Origin of the sequence: Lactococcus sp. DD01 (genome assembly GCF_001578715.1) — a bacterium.
Taxonomy (GTDB): domain Bacteria; phylum Bacillota; class Bacilli; order Lactobacillales; family Streptococcaceae; genus Lactococcus; species Lactococcus petauri.
Genome location: NZ_KQ968939.1, coordinates 830824 through 846396, shown reverse-complemented (window position 1 = coordinate 846396; position 15573 = coordinate 830824). Strand labels below are relative to the sequence as shown.

Annotated in this window: 15 protein-coding genes and 1 pseudogene; 14 read left to right on the top strand and 2 right to left on the bottom strand. The window is 37.6% G+C overall.

The genetic code is table 11. The annotated features are described in order from the left end of the window. Positions 1–119: 119 nt before the first annotated feature. Together LACDD01_RS04080 and LACDD01_RS04075 are read right to left on the bottom strand one after the other, a co-directional pair. The gene (locus LACDD01_RS04080) at positions 120–767 is read right to left on the bottom strand and encodes a Rha family transcriptional regulator (protein WP_061413291.1); all 648 of its coding nucleotides are present in this window, start codon (positions 765–767) and stop codon (positions 120–122) included. A 194-nt stretch (positions 768–961) separates the two neighbouring features. Then, entirely contained in the window at positions 962–1174 is a 213-nt protein-coding gene (locus tag LACDD01_RS04075; protein ID WP_231863376.1) for a DUF739 family protein, read from the bottom strand. A 147-nt stretch (positions 1175–1321) separates the two neighbouring features. On the opposite strand from LACDD01_RS04075, the gene LACDD01_RS04070 reads away from it, so the two are divergent. The 14 genes and pseudogenes from LACDD01_RS04070 to LACDD01_RS04010 all read left to right on the top strand — a co-directional run. Continuing rightward, the gene (locus tag LACDD01_RS04070) at positions 1322–1870 is read left to right on the top strand and encodes a helix-turn-helix domain-containing protein (protein WP_061413289.1); all 549 of its coding nucleotides are present in this window, start codon (positions 1322–1324) and stop codon (positions 1868–1870) included. 72 nt (positions 1871–1942) lie between these two features. Continuing rightward, complete coding sequence (locus tag LACDD01_RS12300) at positions 1943–2575, top strand: N-terminal phage integrase SAM-like domain-containing protein (RefSeq protein ID WP_231863375.1); 633 nt, start codon at positions 1943–1945, stop codon at positions 2573–2575. Between the two features lie 7 nt (positions 2576–2582). Beyond that, the gene (locus tag LACDD01_RS12295; protein ID WP_231863374.1) at positions 2583–3122 is read left to right on the top strand and encodes a site-specific integrase; all 540 of its coding nucleotides are present in this window, start codon (positions 2583–2585) and stop codon (positions 3120–3122) included. A 225-nt stretch (positions 3123–3347) separates the two neighbouring features. Further along, entirely contained in the window at positions 3348–3926 is a 579-nt protein-coding gene (locus LACDD01_RS11805; RefSeq protein ID WP_019291629.1) for a 5-bromo-4-chloroindolyl phosphate hydrolysis family protein, read from the top strand. Between the two features lie 9 nt (positions 3927–3935). Next, positions 3936–5108, top strand: coding sequence for a toxic anion resistance protein (locus LACDD01_RS04055; protein ID WP_019291628.1), 1173 nt, complete (start codon positions 3936–3938; stop codon positions 5106–5108). A gap of 95 nt (positions 5109–5203) precedes the next feature. After that, the gene (gene nagA, locus LACDD01_RS04050; protein WP_019291627.1) at positions 5204–6355 is read left to right on the top strand and encodes an N-acetylglucosamine-6-phosphate deacetylase; all 1152 of its coding nucleotides are present in this window, start codon (positions 5204–5206) and stop codon (positions 6353–6355) included. Between the two features lie 169 nt (positions 6356–6524). Further along, positions 6525–7421 (top strand): helix-turn-helix domain-containing protein, encoded by an 897-nt coding sequence (locus LACDD01_RS04045; protein WP_061413288.1) that lies wholly within the window; start codon positions 6525–6527, stop codon positions 7419–7421. Positions 7422–7580: 159 nt separating this feature from the next. Then, positions 7581–9248: a glycoside hydrolase family 43 protein gene (locus LACDD01_RS04040; protein ID WP_061413286.1), complete on the top strand. Its 1668-nt coding sequence runs from the start codon at positions 7581–7583 to the stop codon at positions 9246–9248. After that, positions 9245–9847, top strand: a complete 603-nt coding sequence (locus tag LACDD01_RS04035; protein WP_061413284.1) for an MFS transporter — start codon at positions 9245–9247, stop codon at positions 9845–9847. The genes LACDD01_RS04040 and LACDD01_RS04035 overlap by 4 nt, the downstream gene beginning before the upstream one ends. Positions 9848–9951: 104 nt before the next feature. Beyond that, on the top strand, positions 9952–10494 hold the full coding sequence (locus LACDD01_RS04030) for an MFS transporter (protein ID WP_197458027.1): 543 nt from the start codon (positions 9952–9954) through the stop codon (positions 10492–10494). Positions 10495–10744: 250 nt separating this feature from the next. Then, positions 10745–11773 carry a 6-phosphofructokinase gene (pfkA, locus tag LACDD01_RS04025; RefSeq protein ID WP_004258348.1) on the top strand — a complete coding sequence of 343 codons (1029 nt, stop codon included), beginning with the start codon at positions 10745–10747 and terminating at the stop codon, positions 11771–11773. A 109-nt stretch (positions 11774–11882) separates the two neighbouring features. Next, positions 11883–13391 (top strand): pyruvate kinase, encoded by a 1509-nt coding sequence (pyk, locus tag LACDD01_RS04020; RefSeq protein WP_014025066.1) that lies wholly within the window; start codon positions 11883–11885, stop codon positions 13389–13391. 225 nt (positions 13392–13616) lie between these two features. Further along, positions 13617–14594, top strand: a complete 978-nt coding sequence (locus LACDD01_RS04015; protein WP_019293709.1) for an L-lactate dehydrogenase — start codon at positions 13617–13619, stop codon at positions 14592–14594. 102 nt (positions 14595–14696) lie between these two features. Next, positions 14697–15573, top strand: a pseudogene (locus LACDD01_RS04010) (transcriptional regulator); the annotation flags it as partial.

Genomic DNA, 15573 nt, shown 5'->3' with positions numbered 1-15573 from the left:
TGTAGTGCTGTCCACGTGTGTTAATGGCTCTGGAGTTTCGACTGTTTCAGTTGCTTCGACATCTTGTTTTTCTGATTTTTTAAATAGCATTGTTAGTTTTTCCTTTGATTTCTAGCGCCTCATGCGCGAGCATTTGTAATTTTTTCCAACATTTCCTTAATGAATTTATATTCAAGATTTGCCATGATAAGACCGATAGCGACCTGTTCAAGTTCTAAATAGGCTTGCTGCTCTGTTGAGGTCAGTAGATTAAGCATAATCTCTTGGCTAGTATCTCGCGCTTTGACATCATTTATTGATGATCCAGTAGCAAGTTTAATCAGTAGCTTATTCATGGTAGGATATGGGAACTTAGGAGCATTCTCCCAGTGGTCAATAGCTTCGTTGAGGGAACGTTTGACAGCTTTCTCACTGATACGCCCAATCTTTCGAGCTTGTAGCTCTTTTTCCATTTCGTCAAACCGTTTAACCAGTGCCAGCTTAAAGGCTCGTACTGTCTCAGTATTATCGAGCCACGTAATAAGTAGCATTGCTTGATTGCGATTGAGTTGATAAATTTTTGTTGGACGTCCACCAGTTGAACCTTTGAGAGGTTTATGGATTTCAAATCCAATAACTCCGAATTCTTCAAGGTCGTGTTCAAACTTTCTGATTAGTCGTGTGACTGAGTGATGTTCAACATCAGCATATTCAGAGATAATTTCTGATGTCGTTATTACCTTTGCTTTACTCATATCTGGACTAGTTAGAAATGCTAAATCTTTCATGTAATCCCTCTTCTACATAGTTTAAAGACACTTGCGGTCGTGTTCATATTCTAATTTTTGCCTGGCAGCATATTCTTTAATTTAGTAGTTTTTGGATAGCCATTCCATGGCTTTAACGTATACAGTATCCCTTTTCTGATTTTTGCTCTGGTCGGTGGCTTGGAGTTAGTAGCTGCTTATAACTGAAGTGCAAATTATTGTACTTTTTTGCTAAAAAAATATGACCCGATTTTATCATCATCAACTTCTAGCAAAGTAGCTGCTTTTTCAATTTCTTTTTGTTTCCAAGAAATCTTATCGTTTAATTTCCCAGATAAAGCACGCTGTGAAAGTCCTAGTTCTTGCGAAAAGTTTTGTTGAGTACCGAATTTTTCAACGATACGACCTTTTAATTTTGAATAATCCAAAATACTTCTCCTTTCTTTTGTCTTGTACAAATCTTTGTACTTTATTAGTTTAGCAAAAGGGAATATATAAGTCAAGAAAAAAGTACAAACTTTTGACCTTTGCAGTAATATATCTTATAATACTAGTAAGAAAGGGATTGAATCTCCATGGAAAAAATAACTACACAGCAAAGATTAAAACAGATAATGGAAGATAGGGGGCTAAAACAAGTTGATATAATCAATAAATCTTTACCCTATCAAAAACAACTGAATATAAAAATGTCTAAAAATCATTTATCAAATTATATCAATGGACGTTCTACTCCTGATATGCAGCGCATGGTTTTGCTTTCTAAAACATTAGGTGTCTCCCCAGCTTACCTAGCTGGATTTTCTAAATTTGAAGATGAAACTGAACTGATAGGCGAGGCTCTGGACGCAGGACAGGCCATCTTTTCAATATTAGGTTTTAGTATCATAGAAAAATCAAGTAATCCAAATATGATACCTGATTCAAATAATGAACTATATACCCTTACGCAAGAAATAGAAAACATTGCTTTCAATTTAAATCGCAAAGAACGAGATAAGTTAGGTTCTATTATTTATAACTTTTTACTATTATCGGATGATGAAAGAGATGATCTAATTCAATATTCAGAGTTTGTATTATCAAGAAGAGGGTACATAGTCACAGATAGAGAAGATAACTAGGGTGTAAATATTTTCACACCCACATAATTTCATGTTTTAACTTTTGCCTGGCAGCGATAGAAGGATAACAACATGAATATTCAAGAATATAAAACGAAGTCAAGCACCGGCTTTATATTGAAAGGTGCTTATATTGGTACTGATAAGCTGACAGGAAAACAAGTCCGTACGGATATTAGAGCCAGAACAAAAAAAGGCATCAAAAATGAATTTGATCGCCTTAAAAGTGAGTTTAGAAAGAATGGTTGTATTAAACGTGAGAAGTCTATGCTGACTTTTGAGGACGTGGCCAATAGTTGGTTTGATACATACAGCCTAGGGGTAAAACCACAGACAGCACGCGCTATGAGGCTTCGACTTAAAACTTATCTGTTCCCAGAGTTCGGAAAATTAAAAATAGATAGGGTAACACCTCAGATAGTCCAGACAGCGGTTAATAAGTGGGCAAAAAATGCTGCGAAGCCTCCTGTAAATGGTAATACGGTACACGACAAAGGCCAAACAGTTGATGTAAAGATTATTTTAAGTACTCTTAACCGTATATGTAAGTATGCTCTTACAGTGGATCTAATCGATATCAACCCATGCGACAAAGTCACACGTCCCAGAATAAAGAAAAGCAACCCAGAGCGCGTGAAATATCTTGATAAAGAGCAAATTTCTACGTTTTTTAGCTACGTTGATTATTTGCCTAATGATTACTAGTGAGCTAATGAAAGCCCTGTGTCGCCTTCTGGTGGCTTCTGGGCTACGTGTTGGCGAAGCGCTGGCTTTGAACTGGTCCGATATTGATTTAAATGAGCAGACTGTATCGGTTAATAAGACATTGTCTGGAAAAGAAGTGTCTAATACTCCTAAGACAGAGTCAAGTAAGCGAGTAGTTATAATTGACACTGCAGCAATCAACCGTCTGAAGCGTTGGCAACTGTACCAAAAAAGAGCCATGTTAGAAGTAGGACAGCCTAATCAGCCTTTAGTTTTTCCAAGGCGCGAGAGGGGGCTTCATTCATCAAGTACTCTATCCGTTTATCTAAAGAAGTACCTCAGTGACTGTGAGCTGCCTCATGTTGGTTGGCACGCTTTCCGTCACACTCATGCGAGCTTGTGTTTAAATGCAGGAGTGGACTACAAGGAGCTACAAGCAAGGCTAGGTCATTCAAGTATAAAAATGACACTGGATATCTATTCACATCTCGCGCCTGAGAAAGAAAAAGCAGCAGCAGAACTTGTAGCTAAATATGCAAATTTCTGATAAAACGTAGGTAATTACGTAGGCAAAATTTTTTGTACAATAGAAGAAAAGCTCTGAGCCTTGTTGCTTCAACCTTTGCAGAACAGCCCTCTAATCAAATTAGAAATCATACGAAAGTCTGAAAAGTTTCCTTCAGAATATGATAAAATTAAAGTATAGCCAGTTGGCTGATGAAATAAGTAAAGAAAGCTTGTTATAACAGGAAAACAAGAATGGAGGCTAAAAATGCATATGACAGGAATGATGATGGGTGGAATGCATGGATTCATACGAACAATTCTAATTCTACTAGTGGCACTTTGGCTGATTAGCTTAATGAGAAACAAATCGAATAAAAAGAATAAAACAGCAAAAAAACCACCGCGTAAAGAAAATATACAACGCTATCAAGAAGCAGGACTTTCTGAGAGTGACATCGAAATTTTTCGTGACACTTTAGCAGATGCTAAAGAAAACATTGAAAAATGGGAAGCAAATACGAAGAAAAATGACGAGCTACAAGTTGTGGAATCTGTCACAGGTGGCCTTGAAGCAAGTAAACTCCTCTTCAAACATATCGTGCAAAACCCAACACAATTGACAAAACAGAATGATTTTCTCTATAAAGATTTACCCAATATGGTAAAATTAACAGAGAAATATCTGGAAATGCAAAAACAATCTGTTAAATCTGATGAAGTTAGTCGTGATATGGATGAAACACTGCTTCTGATTAAGACACTGGCAACAAATATCTCGAAAAATTATCATGAAGTTTTGATGGATGATGTCAATGTTATTAAGCATGAAGTAAAGTTTGATTAAGGAGTGAGGATGGAAAACCCTATTTTAGATGAATTAATTAATGGTGATAAAGTCGTGAAAGAAGCAGAAGCGCTGTCTGAAACTCAAAAGACAGAACTTGTTGATATGCATCAAAGAGCTTCTTTGCGCGCGATAGATGCTCTAAGTCCAGAAGAGCGTGAAAAAGCGAAGGAACTGGCTAAACAACTCGATGAGAATAGCTCACAGTCTGTGATTGCTTATGGGGCAAATGCGCAAGATAAGATTTCAGCTTTTTCACAAAGTGTTTTGGATAAAGTACAGGCGCAAGATTTAGGAGATGTCGGCGGCTCTTTGACTGATTTGATGTACAATCTCCAACAAGCAAATCCTAATGAACTTGTTGCTGAAAACAAAAGTGTTTTCCAAAAAATGTTTGGAAAAGTTAAAAAATCAATCTTTGAAGTCACTCAAAAGTACCAAAAAATTGGTGCTGGAATTGATAAAATTTCGGCAAAACTTAATAATGAGCAACAAGGGCTTCTTCAAGACAATGAGATGCTTGATAAGCTTTATGATGAAAATCTCAACTATTTTAAAGCCCTTAATGTTTACATTGCAGGAGCAGAATTTAAGATTGAAGAGCTAGAACAAGAAATCCTACCAGCAGCACGTCAAGAAGCTCAAGGTGCTGGTGATGATGGGGCTTTAGCAGTTCAAAAGGTAAGCGATCTTGAAGCTTATAAAAATCGTTTAGATAAACGGGCGCACGACTTGCGTTTGGCGCGTCAATTAACGATTCAGCAAGCTCCACAGATCCGTTTGATTCAAAATACAAACCAAGAGCTTGCAGAAAAAATTCAAACCTCAATCAATACAGCGATTCCTTTGTGGAAAAACCAAGTCGCAATTGCCTTGACTCTATTGAAGCAAAAAGATGCTCTAGCGAGTCAACGTATTGTTTCAGAAACAACCAATGATCTTCTACGTAAGAATTCTGAAATGCTTAAATCTTCAACGATTGAAGCAGCTGAAGAAAATGAACGTGGACTTATTGATGTGGAAACATTAAAAGTTACACAACAAAATCTTATCGATACAATTCAAGAAACTATGCGCATCCAATCTGACGGACGTCAAAAACGTCAGCAAACTGAGCAAGAATTGGTCAAAATGGAAGATGAAATTAAGCAAAAATTGCTCGAACTTTCTAATAAAAAATAAGCAAAAAGTCAAGTATTGATATATACCAATTCTTGACTTTTTTAGTACCGAGTGTTAAAATGTTGGAGAATACAAAGTATCGGAGGAACCCTTTTATGACTTACTATATTAAAGCAGACAAATTTTTCTATCCTTATGAAGTGAAAACAGGTGGTTTCCTGCAAATCACAGACGGCAAATTTGGAAAGTGGACAGCAGATGCTCCAGCTGGAGCTGATATTCTAGATTATTCAGGTCAATCCATTGCTCCTGGTCTGGTAGACACACACATTCACGGTTTTGGTGGAGCAGACACTAATGACCGTAAAATCGAAGGTATCGTCCAAACAATGAGTGAAGGACTTTTAGCAGCAGGTGTTACAAGTTTCTTCCCAACAGCTGTGACTGCAAGTCATGAAGAATTGTTGGAAGTCGCTGATGAAATTGGTTCAAATGTAGATAAAGCAGCTGGCGCTAAAATCCGTGGTCTCTTCTTTGAAGGTCCTTACTTCACGGAAGAATTTAAAGGTGCTCAAAATCCTAAGTACATGCGCGACCCTTCATATAGCGAACTTGCTGAATATGGTGAAGCAGCCAAAGGTTTGCCAATCAAAATTGGGATTGCACCAGAACGTGAAGGTTCAACTTCCTTTGTGAAAGAAGCAGTGGAACATGGCTTTACAATCGCCCTTGGTCACTCAAATGCGACTTATGCCGATGCTGTAGAAGCTGTTCAAGCTGGTGCTTCAATGTGGGTACATGCTTTTAATGGTATGCGCGGTCTTAATCACCGTGAGCCTGGTATGGTTGGAGCGGTCTTCAACTTACCAAACACTTATGCAGAATTGATTTGTGATGGCTTCCACGTACGTCCAGAAGCATGTCAGATTTTGATGCGCGAAAAAGGTACAGACCATGTCGTATTAATTACAGACTCAATGCGCGCTGCTGGATTAAGCGATGGTGAGTATTACCTTGGCGAATTCCCAGTAATCGTTAAAGATGGTGCCGCACGTTTGAAAGAAGGGGGAAATCTCGCTGGCTCTATTCTTTTGCTTAAAGATGCAGTGAAAAATGTTGTAGATTGGCAAATTGCAACACCAGCTGAAGCTGTAAAAATGGCTTCTTTGAATGCTGCTAAATCTACGAAGATTGATGATGTTTGTGGTCAAATCAAAGAAGGTTTAGATGCAGACTTTATCGTTCTTGATGAACACCTTGAGCTTGTTGCAACTTATCTTGATGGTGAAAAACGATATCAAGCTTAATAAAAATGATATGAATAAATCGACCAGACTTCTTCCAGAAAGAATGTCTGGTTTTTTTTTATGTGAAAATCAGTTTGGTTTGCTTTTGAAAGTCTCCAAAATTCTGGTAGACTTGGAGTATATAGTAAAATATTATCGTCATAATGCTTGTTAATAAGGAGAAGACGCTATGCACCCAACACCAAATTGGTTAAAAACCATTCCTAAATTGCCGGAGTTTAATGACAATATCAAGTTATTTGGCGGACATAAGCAGAAAGTAGCGGCTGGTTGGTCTGTTGATTGGGAACGCCATTTCGCTTTTGAAATTCTTTTTATTATTGAGGGTATCCAACACACGGAGCTTTCAACACATCACTTTGATTTTAAGGAGGGCGATATTCTTTTATTTCCTCCTGGACTTTTGCATCGAAATTCGTGTCATTTAGGAGACGGCTTATCTTATTTTTGCGTCCATTTTGATATTGATAACCCAGAATTGCAACGTAAACTCATAACTAATTGTTCGATTCTTTTAAATAAAGACAATGCTGCACATATCCAAATCCGGAAAACCTTGCAAGAATATATTAAAATTCTCGATAAGCCAGAGTTTTCTTTACAGGATAAGTTTACAATAGAAAAATTATTACTGGAGCTGATCATCCATTTGATTTCTTATAGTGATTGTGAGTCTTCACAACAAAGCGGAGATAATCATCTTATTTTAGCGAAAATGATTGCTGAAACTATTAAAAGTAATTTTGTAAAATATACTCATCAACCTGTTGACGAAGGAAGAAAGTTACTGTCCTTGAGTCATGTTGCGAGGTCGTTAAATATCAGTGATTCAACAATGCTGAAAACTTTTAAAAAAATGTATTTTATTTCGCCCAAACAATTTTTAAATCAGTTAAAATTTAATGAGGCAAAATATTTGCTCAATCAGCCAGAAATGAGTATACAAGAGATTGCTGAATGTATAGGATATCAAGATGTCTCTCATTTCTCACGCCAATTCAAAAATTGGTATGGAAAATCCCCTAGTGAATATAGGAAAAGAGCACATACTGCATCATTAAAATAGAAAAGAAATAAAAAGTACTTATGAAGAGTACTTTTTTTGATGTCTTTTATCTGTAGAAATATGGAAAATGGTAAATTTATGATTTTTTTGGGTATTTTCCATGTAAATTCTTTTTGATAAGATGATATCAGAAAAAGAAAACGCTAACAAGGAGAAACAATGACTATTATAAAAAATCCGATTATTCCCGGTATGGCACCCGATCCATCCGTAATTCGAGTGGAAAATACCTACTACCTCGCCACCTCAACTTTTCACTGGCAACCGGCCATCCAAATTTATGAATCGCAAGACTTGGCTAATTGGAAGTTGGTGAATTATGCGTTGAAGTCAGGACAAGTCAACTTACAAGGCACGAACACTCCCGCAGGTATTTGGGCACCTCATTTGTCTTATGACTCCTCTTCTAAAAAATATTGGTTGGCTTATTCCCATATGGTCAATATGGGAGGACGTGAGTTTAATGCTGACTCATATATTATGTTTGCGGATAGCATTAGTGGTCCATGGTCAGATCCAATTTTTGTAACGGCTATTGGTTTTGACCCCTCTCTCTTCCATGAAAATGGTAAACATTATATCAGTATTTTAGAGTGGGAAAGTCGTTCAAGATACCAAGCACCTGGTCACATCGTTATTGCCGAGATTGACTTGGCACAAGGTTCTATCGTGGGAAAATGGCACAGAGTAACGCAAGGTTTTACAAGTCGTGGCTGTGCAGAAGCACCACAAATCTACAAGAAAAATGATTATTACTATCTTCTCATCGCAGCAGGCGGCACTGGTTATGCTCATGGCGTGGAAATTGGGCGTTCCAAGCATATCTTTGGACCATATGTGCCCCATCCATCTGGGGAACCCATCATCACTTCATCTCCAAAACATCTCTTTTCACTTGGAGATCCTGATGCGGGACATTTTGAAATGTACAACCCAAATTCTGCTATGCAAAAAGCAGGACACGGTTCTCTAGTGGAAACATCGACAGGCGAATGGTACATCACCCATCTCATGTCTCGTCCTTTGAAAAATAAACTATTGAATCCTTTAGGGCGTGAAACTTCTATTCAAAAAATGATTTGGACTGATGATGATTGGCTAGAAATGGCTGATGGTTCAAATATTGCCAAAATGGAGGTAGAGGGTATTTCGGGACTTGAGTTTGTTCAAAATTTTGACTGGGATATTTATGATGATTTTAATGCTGAATTTGATGCAAGATTTATGACTCCTTATCGTGAACAACACAAGGATTGGGTCAATACAAGTGAACATCAAGGACATTTAAGAATACATGGAGAAAATTCACTATTTTCTCAAATCAAGCCAGCAATCATGGCGACAAGAGCAACATCATTTAACTATGAGTTGAAAACTAAGCTTGAGTTTCACCCTAAACATTATTCGGAAACCGCAGGAGCGGGCTTGTACTATGACTGTAACAATTGGTTGTATTTGAATTTGACTTATTCTGAAGAGCATAAGTCGACAATTCTAACCATTTCGCAAGCAAAGCTGGGGCAAAAGATAGAGTATCCAGATCATAGTGTAAAAGTCTTACATGATAAAGCAGAGCTGAAAATCACCTACAAGGACGGTTTTGCAAGTTTATTCTATAAGACAGAGTATGAGGATTGGGATAATGTGTTGCGTAATCTTGATGTGAGCTATCTTTCGGATGAAGGCGTCAATGGTGAGCCTGGAGAAATAGGTGGTTTTACAGGACTCTTTAATTTTATTGGTGCAGTAGATGCGCATCAAAGAGAATCTTATGCTGATTTTGATTACTATCAAGTAGTCAATGAACAGGAGGAAAATAAATTATGAAAAAAGAAGTAGCAATCAAAAGGCTCGTACCAGCTTTGATCATTGGTCCGGCAAGCTGGCTTGGTCCTTATATAATAGCAGCCAGCTTGTTCTTACCAATCTTACTTCAAGAAATTGATGCGCCTAATAAAATTAATCTTTTAGCCTTGTTTTCGACTTGTGGAATGATTGTTGCAGCTCTTTCTAATATGACTGCGGGTTATCTTTCTGACAGAACCTATTCTAAGTTTGGAAAACGTACACCTTGGCTACTTGGGGGGAGTTTTTCATTCATGATTGTGATGATTTTAGCTTCCTTTGCACACTCTGTTCCCTATCTTTTAGTTATTTGGATGCTGGGTCAAGTTGCTCTAAACTTTATTGTCGCACCAATGGTTGCTTGGATTGATATGGCACCCGAAAATGGACGCGGAACGGCTTCAAGCGCCTATGGTGGACTTGGGATGGCTTTGGGAAATAATGGCTTTATTATTTTTGGTGCGATGCTCATTAACCAATTCCGACTAGGATTTATTATCTTTGGAATAATAACTTTTTTAGGAACACTAATTGCAACGCTTATTGTCAAAGAGCCTTCAAATTTAGACGAAAAAAGTTAAATGCAAACCAAGCAAATAGCAAAAAAGAAAAGAAAAAAATAACACGTGATTCTTTGAAAATTTTTCCAACTTGGAAGATTGGACGGGATTATTATTTAGCCTTAATGGGAAAATTATTACAAGGAGTAGGTAACTTTGCTGTTACAGGTTACATGTTATACATAATGACAGATTTTCTCGGCAAAAGTACAACAGGGGCACAAAATTCCATCCAAATTGTCAATACAATAATGCTCGTTTTTGGTATTAGTATGGGATTTCTAGCTGGTCCCCTTTCAGATCGCTACAAGCTATTAAAACTCCCGATTGTATTTTCGACACTTTTTCTAGCTTTGGGAGCTTTAAGCATCTTTTTCCTAAAAAATGATACCAGTATTTGGATTTATGGATTTACAGCAGGGCTTGGAATGGGTATTTGGAATTCTTTGGATAATTTATTGAATTTAGAAGTTATTCCTGATAAAAATCGTGTGGCTTTCTTCCTTGGAGTATATAATTTAGGAAATACAATTACACAGGCTTTGGCACCTGTTCTAGCGGCAGCAGTTATTAGTATGTTTGGTTTCTCAGCTATTTTTATGGTGTCTTCAGTTTTTGCTCTATTAGGAGGAATCTGTATCTTTTCAATTAAAACGATTCGTCGATAATTTGAAATCATATATTTATCCTAATTTTGCTTCAAAAGTAATTTATGCTTGAGACCAGTTTTAGACAGTAATAATCTTTTTGTAATCTGAAAACCATTACATTTGAAAAACTATAAATAAAAACGCTGTCATAGCGTTTTTATGAGATTTTTTTTTCGTATCGTGATATAATAAACAATGAAATAAAAATTGAACTTTAAATTTGCAATTGCAAATATAAGTATCAGATATGATGGAGGAAAAAACTTTAATGAAACGCATTGCAGTTTTGACTTCTGGTGGTGATGCACCAGGTATGAACGCAGCTATTCGTGCTGTTGTTCGTAAAGCGATTTCTGAAGGTATCGAAGTTTACGGTATCAACCACGGATATGCAGGGATGGTAGCGGGCGATATTTTCCCACTAACATCTGCAAGTGTTGGTGATAAAGTTGGACGTGGCGGTACATTCTTGTATTCAGCACGTTTCCCAGAGTTTGCTCAACTTGAAGGGCAACTTGCGGGTATCGAGCAACTTAAAAAACATGGCATCGAAGGCGTTGTTGTTATTGGCGGTGATGGTTCTTATCATGGTGCAATGCGCTTGACTGAACATGGTTTCCCAGCAGTAGGACTTCCAGGTACTATTGATAATGACATCGTTGGGACAGATTTTACAATCGGTTTTGATACAGCTGTATCTACAGTTGTGGATGCCATTGATAAAATTCGTGATACATCATCATCTCACCACCGTACTTTCGTTGTAGAAGTTATGGGACGAAATGCTGGAGATATCGCGCTTTGGTCTGGTATCGCTGCAGGTGCTGATGATATTGCAATTCCTGAAAAAGAATTCAAATTTGAAAGTATCGTACGTAATATCAAATCAGGATATGCCAAAGGTAAAAACCACCACATCATCGTAGTTGCTGAAGGCGTTATGTCGGGCGAAGAATTTGCTATGAAGCTGAAAGCTGCTGGTGATGATTCTGACCTTCGCGTATCTGTTCTCGGTCACATCCAACGTGGTGGATCACCTACAGCGCGCGATCGCGTTCTTGCATCACGCATGGGTGCTCGTGCAGTAGAATTGCTTCGTGATGGTATTGGCGGTGTAGCTGTCGGTGTTCGTAACGAACAACTTGTCGAAAGCCCAATCCTTGGTACTGCAGAAGAAAATGCCCTTTTCAGTCTGACAGATGAAGGTAAAATCGTTGTCAACAATCCACACAAAGCTGGATTGGAACTCTATCGTTTAAACGCTGATTTAAACAACCTTGACATCAAATTTAATTAAGTTATTGTTAGTAATCTTATTTGGTTGATGTCAGAGTGAAGTTAAAACACTGAATGCTCACATTGACTAAATAATGAGTACATTTATAAAAATAGGAGAATTACTCAAAATGAACAAACGTGTAAAAATCGTCTCAACACTTGGCCCTGCAGTAGAAACTCGTGGTGGTAAAAAATTCGGAGAAAAAGGATACTGGGGAGAAGAGCTTGATGTTGAAACATCAGCACAAACCATTGCTGATTTGATCAAAGAAGGTGCTGACGTTTTCCGTTTTAACTTCTCTCACGGTGACCACGCTGAACAAGCTGCTCGTATGGCAACAGTACTTCGTGCTGAAGAAATTGCTGGCCGTAAAGTTGGTTTCTTGCTTGACACTAAAGGTCCAGAAATGCGTACAGAAGTGTACGAAGATGGTGCAGACGAATACAAATATGTTACTGGTGACCAATTCCGCGTTTCTACAAAACAAGGTTTGAAATCAACTCGTGATAACATTGCTTTGAACGTTGCTGGTGGTCTTGATATCTTTGATGATGTTGAAGTTGGTCAAACTATCCTTATCGATGATGGTAAATTGGGTCTTACAGTAGCTGCTAAAGACGTTGAAGCACGCGAATTCGATGTTGTAGCACAAAATGATGGTGCTATTGGTAAACAAAAAGGTGTTAATATTCCTAACACTACAATTCCTTTCCCAGCTCTTGCAGAACGTGACAACGACGATATCCGTTTCGGTCTTTCACAACCAAATGGTTTGAACTTCATCGCAATCTCATTCGTACGTACTGCGAAAGACGTTAACGAAGTTCGTGCTATCCTTGAAGAAACTGGTAACACACACGTTCAACTTTTGGCTAAAATCGAAAACCAACAAGGTATTGATAACCTTGATGAAATCATCGATACAGCTGACGGTATCATGATTGCTCGTGGTGACATGGGTATCGAAGTACCATTTGAAATGGTTCCAGTCTTCCAAAAAGAAATCATCCGTAAAGTTAACCAAGCAGGTAAAATCGTTGTTACAGCAACAAACATGCTTGAGTCTATGACTGAAAAACCACGTGCAACACGTTCTGAAATCTCTGACGTCTTTAACGCTGTTATCGATGGTACTGATGCAACTATGCTTTCAGGTGAGTCAGCTAACGGTAAATACCCACGTGAATCAGTTCGTACAATGGCTACAGTTAACAAAAACGCTCAAACATTATTGAAAGAATACGGACGTCTTCACCCAGAAAACTTCGATAAAGATTCAGTAACAGAAGTTGTAGCATCAGCAGTTAAAAACGCTGCAGAATCAATGGAAGTTAAACTTATCGTTGCTTTGACTGAGTCAGGAGCAACTGCTCGTTTGATTTCAAAATACCGTCCAGAAGCTGATATCTTGGCAATCACTTTTGATGAAAAAGTTGAACGCGGATTGATGATCAACTGGGGTGTTATCCCAATGCTTATGGACAAACCAGCTTCAACAGACGATATGTTCGAAGTAGCTGAAAAAGCAGCCTTGGCTTCAGGTCTTGTTGAATCAGGTGATAACATCGTTATCGTTGCTGGTGTTCCAGTTGGTTCAGGACGTACAAATACAATGCGTATCCGTACAATCAAATAATAAAAATTTTTCAAGAGCAGTTTTTGCTCAAAAAAAAGCACCCAATGTGGTGCTTTTTTTGATTGATTTTCTTTATGGAAAGCTCACGAAATATAAACGTATCACGCTTTAAATGTAAGCGTTATAATGTGATATAAATCACTTTCCAATGTGACAAGAATGTGAAAAAATGCTATAATAATATAGTAAACATTATTATTGCATTCAGGAAAGGAATGAACAATTATGACTAAACAACATAAAAAAGTTATCCTCGTTGGTGATGGTGCCGTAGGTTCAAGCTATGCTTTCTCACTTGTAAACCAAGGAATCGCCCAAGAATTGGGTATCGTAGATATTTTCAAAGAAAAAACACAAGGTGATGCAGAAGACCTTTCACACGCTCTTGCGTTCACATCTCCTAAGAAAATCTATTCAGCAGACTACTCTGATGCACATGATGCTGATTTGGTTGTGTTGACTTCAGGTGCGCCACAAAAACCAGGTGAAACTCGTTTGGATCTTGTTGAGAAAAACTTGCGTATCACTAAACAAGTTGTTACTGAAATTGTAGCATCAGGTTTCGATGGTATCTTTCTTGTTGCTGCTAATCCTGTTGATATTTTGACATATGCAACTTGGAAATTCTCTGGTTTCCCTAAAGAACGTGTTATCGGTTCTGGTACTTCACTTGACTCAGCACGTTTCCGTCAAGCATTGGCTGAAAAACTTGATATTGACGCGCGTTCAGTTCACGCTTATATCATGGGTGAACACGGTGACTCTGAGTTTGCTGTATGGTCACACGCTAACGTTGCGGGAGTTAACCTTGAGGAATTCCTCAAAGATAGCCGTGGCGTAAAAGAAGAAGAATTGGTTGAACTTTTCGAATCAGTTCGTGACGCTGCTTACTCTATCATTGAGAAAAAAGGTGCGACATTCTATGGTATCGCTGTAGCTCTTGCACGTATCACAAAAGCTATCCTTGACAATGAAAATGCTGTATTGCCACTTTCAACTTTCCAAGAAGGTCAATACGAAGGCGTTGAAGGACTTTACATTGGTCAACCAGCTATCGTTGGTGACAAAGGTATCGTTCGTCCAGTCAACATCCCATTGAACGACGCTGAATTGCAAAAAATGCAAGCTTCAGCTAAACAACTTAAAACTATTCTTGACGAAGCTTTCTCAAAAGAAGAGTTTGCTTCAGCATCTAAAAACTAAGTATAAAAAAATACCTAAATTTAGGTATTTTTTTTTGAGCTTTTTTCAATTTTTTTTCGTACTAAATAATAAGAATAAAAAAGTTGAGGAAAAAGATATGATATGGCTAAAAAAGTACACTATGGCAAAGTTTTTCAAAAGATAAGGAAGGGAAGAAAGTTATCACTAAAGGATTTCGAGGGGATCGTTCCGCGTAGGAGTCTGTCTCGTTATGAAAGAGGGGAGACTGTGTTCCCGATAGTTAAACTGCAGGCATTATTGGAAAGTATTGACTTAAATATTATTGATTTTTATCATCTGGCCCACAAAGAGAAGATATATGGCAGATACGGAAAAATATTTACAAAAATCAGAAAACAAAACGGCTTTTCGCGAGAAGCCTTTACGCATCTTTCTATTTCTGCGGCACAACTGAAACTTTTTGAGTCAGGAAAAATTATGTTTGAGTTTGATAAACTATACGCGATGCTTATGGAGATGAATACAAGTCTTGAAGATTATTGTTCTCTCCTTGAAAAAGGTAGTGAAAGTCCTGTAGAGTATGTGCTGGAGCAGGTAGACTTTGCTTATTATAGAGCTGATACTACGAAGCTAAATAGTTTATATGCGGAGCTGGATGAGTATAGTGATCATTTTTTCCTATCCCTTTGCCTCAAAGGAATCTTGAAGAAAATTTCTGAACAAGAGATGCTAGAACTAAAAAGCTATTTTATTACAAGAGAATATTGGACCAATCAGGAGCTTTTTATTTTTCAATATAGTTCTAAGTTTTTAAGTTCAGACCACTTGAAGTTAATTTGTGAAAATTTGCTGTCTTCTAAAACAATTTTTAAAGGACAAAATATCTACCAAAGACGTTTAGTTTTGGCGGGCCTTGAAATAATGCTCTTAAGACTAAAGGAAAATAGTCTTATTGAAGCAGCATATTTCTTGAAATTTGCTAGAGAATTTGTTCATGAAACAGATGAACTTGCAAAAA

What these genes read in the sequence shown, in the direction of transcription:
- LACDD01_RS04080 (WP_061413291.1), bottom strand. Translation starts at nt 767, where the DNA reads ATGAAAGATTTAGCATTTCTAACTAGTCCAGATATGAGTAAAGCAAAG.
- LACDD01_RS04070 (WP_061413289.1), top strand. Translation starts at nt 1,322, where the DNA reads ATGGAAAAAATAACTACACAGCAAAGATTAAAACAGATAATGGAAGAT.
- LACDD01_RS12300 (WP_231863375.1), top strand. Translation starts at nt 1,943, where the DNA reads ATGAATATTCAAGAATATAAAACGAAGTCAAGCACCGGCTTTATATTG.
- LACDD01_RS12295 (WP_231863374.1), top strand. Translation starts at nt 2,583, where the DNA reads ATGAAAGCCCTGTGTCGCCTTCTGGTGGCTTCTGGGCTACGTGTTGGC.
- LACDD01_RS11805 (WP_019291629.1), top strand. Translation starts at nt 3,348, where the DNA reads ATGCATATGACAGGAATGATGATGGGTGGAATGCATGGATTCATACGA.
- LACDD01_RS04055 (WP_019291628.1), top strand. Translation starts at nt 3,936, where the DNA reads ATGGAAAACCCTATTTTAGATGAATTAATTAATGGTGATAAAGTCGTG.
- nagA (WP_019291627.1), top strand. Translation starts at nt 5,204, where the DNA reads ATGACTTACTATATTAAAGCAGACAAATTTTTCTATCCTTATGAAGTG.
- LACDD01_RS04045 (WP_061413288.1), top strand. Translation starts at nt 6,525, where the DNA reads ATGCACCCAACACCAAATTGGTTAAAAACCATTCCTAAATTGCCGGAG.
- LACDD01_RS04040 (WP_061413286.1), top strand. Translation starts at nt 7,581, where the DNA reads ATGACTATTATAAAAAATCCGATTATTCCCGGTATGGCACCCGATCCA.
- LACDD01_RS04035 (WP_061413284.1), top strand. Translation starts at nt 9,245, where the DNA reads ATGAAAAAAGAAGTAGCAATCAAAAGGCTCGTACCAGCTTTGATCATT.
- LACDD01_RS04030 (WP_197458027.1), top strand. Translation starts at nt 9,952, where the DNA reads ATGGGAAAATTATTACAAGGAGTAGGTAACTTTGCTGTTACAGGTTAC.
- pfkA (WP_004258348.1), top strand. Translation starts at nt 10,745, where the DNA reads ATGAAACGCATTGCAGTTTTGACTTCTGGTGGTGATGCACCAGGTATG.
- pyk (WP_014025066.1), top strand. Translation starts at nt 11,883, where the DNA reads ATGAACAAACGTGTAAAAATCGTCTCAACACTTGGCCCTGCAGTAGAA.
- LACDD01_RS04015 (WP_019293709.1), top strand. Translation starts at nt 13,617, where the DNA reads ATGACTAAACAACATAAAAAAGTTATCCTCGTTGGTGATGGTGCCGTA.